The sequence below is a fragment of the bacterium genome (assembly GCA_024226335.1).
Taxonomy (GTDB): Bacteria; Myxococcota_A; UBA9160; order SZUA-336; family SZUA-336; genus JAAELY01.
In genome coordinates, this window is record JAAELY010000152.1 from 1 (window position 1) to 2,006 (window position 2,006).

General features: G+C 60.0%; 2 protein-coding genes. Both read left to right on the forward strand.

The window, feature by feature from the left end; all coding sequences use genetic code 11:
* Window positions 1-462 (forward strand): DUF4338 domain-containing protein (locus GY725_07230; protein ID MCP4003971.1); only part of this gene is annotated, 462 nt, incomplete at its 5' end.
* On the forward strand, window positions 450-2,006 hold a 1,557-nt coding region (locus tag GY725_07235), incomplete at its 3' end, for an IS66 family transposase (GenBank protein ID MCP4003972.1). The genes GY725_07230 and GY725_07235, both read left to right, overlap by 13 nt.

Sequence of the window (2,006 nt, forward strand, 5' to 3'; positions counted from 1 at the left end):
GGCGAATCCCTCAAGGTGCTCGTGAGCGCCGGGGATCGTCCCATCGCCTGTTTCGCGTGGTCCTCGGCTCCCTACCACCTGGACCATCGCGACCGCTTCATCGGTTGGTCACGTGACGCCCGCACCAAACACCGCCACCTGGTGGCGTACAACACGCGTTTCCTGATCGTGCCGTGGGTGCGCATTCGTCACCTCGCGTCGCACCTGCTCGGGCAGATGGCGCGACGGATCTCAAAGATGTGGGAATCCGCCTACGGACATCCAATCGCCTACCTCGAGACCTTCGTCGACACGGAACGATTCCGCGGCACGTGCTACCGCGCGGCCAATTGGATTCCTCTGGGCCTCACGAGCGGGCGCGGCAAGGACTGCCCAACGAACGAGAAGAACCGTTCGATCAAAGAGGTCTTCGGACTTCCGTTGACGAAACGTTTTCGCGAGCAGCTATCATGCCTCGGGTGAAAGAACCTGCCATCGTCCAGGTTGACGCGGAGGTGCTCGATCAGATCATCGAGGACGCGAAGCGCTCATTGAGCGAGGAGCAGGGGAAGATCCTCGGGCAACTCGTCGAGGGCTACATCCACCTGACGAAGGCGATTCAGAACAAGACCCTGACCTTGCGAGAGTTGCGCGCACTGTTCGCGAATCATACCTCCGAGAAGGCCAAGGATATTCTCCCGAGTGAGGACGCGAGTGGGGGTGACGATTCTGAGGATTCGGATCGCAACAAGGGCAAGGGCAAGGGCAAGAACGACAAGCCCAAAGGACACGGCCGCAACGGAGCCAAGAGCTATCCGGGAGCCGAAACCGTTTCGATCCCACACGAATCACTGCATCCAGGTGACCCCTGTCCGCAGTGCACGAAGGGCACCGTCTACGAGAAGATGCCAGTTGTCGTCCTTCGGATTCAAGGGCAAGCTCCTCTTGGCGCCACGATCTACGAGTGTCAACGATTTCGCTGCGGTCTGTGCAACACGACCTTCAAGGCCGACCTCCCTGAGAAGGCCGGTGGAGAGAAGTACGATCCGAGCTCGGCGGCCATGATCGGGTTACTGTGCTATGGAACTGGTGTTCCATTCAACCGACTCCAGGGCCTGCAGGGGAACCTGGGCGTTCCCTTGCCGGCCTCCACCCAGTGGGACATCGTCGCGAAGAGCGCGGATGCGATCGTCCCGGCCTTCGACCACTTGGTCCACCTCGCCGCGAACGGCAACGTGGTCCACACTGATGATACGAGTGCACACGTCGTGGCACTCATGAACAAGCCACCCGAAGACGACGAGGGCATCGCCAAGGACCGAACAGGAATCTTTACCTCGGGCATCGTGGCCAAGAACGGCGATCACAAGGTCGCGCTCTTCTATACAGGACGGAAGCACGCTGGGGAGAACCTCCAGCATGTGCTCGCTCATCGTGTCGAAGAAGAGCCTCCGATCCTGATGTCGGATGCTCTGTCGCGCAACGTCCCAAAGGAGTTCGAGGCGATCCTCGCCAACTGCATGGCGCACGCTCGACGCAACTTCGTCAAGCAGATCGCGAACTTCCCGCAGGAGTGTCGCTACGTCATCGAGATTCTGGCGGAGGTTTATCACGTTGACGCGCTCGCCAGAAGGGAGGGCCTCTCACCCGAAGATCGCCTCGCCCTCCACAAGAAGAAGAGTGCGCCGCGGCTCGATGAGCTGAAGTCCTGGATCGACGATCAGCTCGACAACACGGACATCGAACCCAACTCCGATTTCGGCAAGGCCATCAAGTACATGGACAACCACTGGGAGAAGCTCACGCTCTTCCTGCGCAAGGCCGGCGCCCCAATCGACAACAACATTTGTGAACGTGCTCTGAAGAAGGCCATCCGTCATCGCCGCAACTCCTTCTTCTTCAAGACCAAGAATGGCGCTCGCGTCGGCAACATCTTCCAGAGCCTCATCCACACCGCCGAACTCGCGAACGCCAACGCCCTCGACTACCTCACGCAGCTGCTTGCTCATGCAGACCTGGTCGCCGAC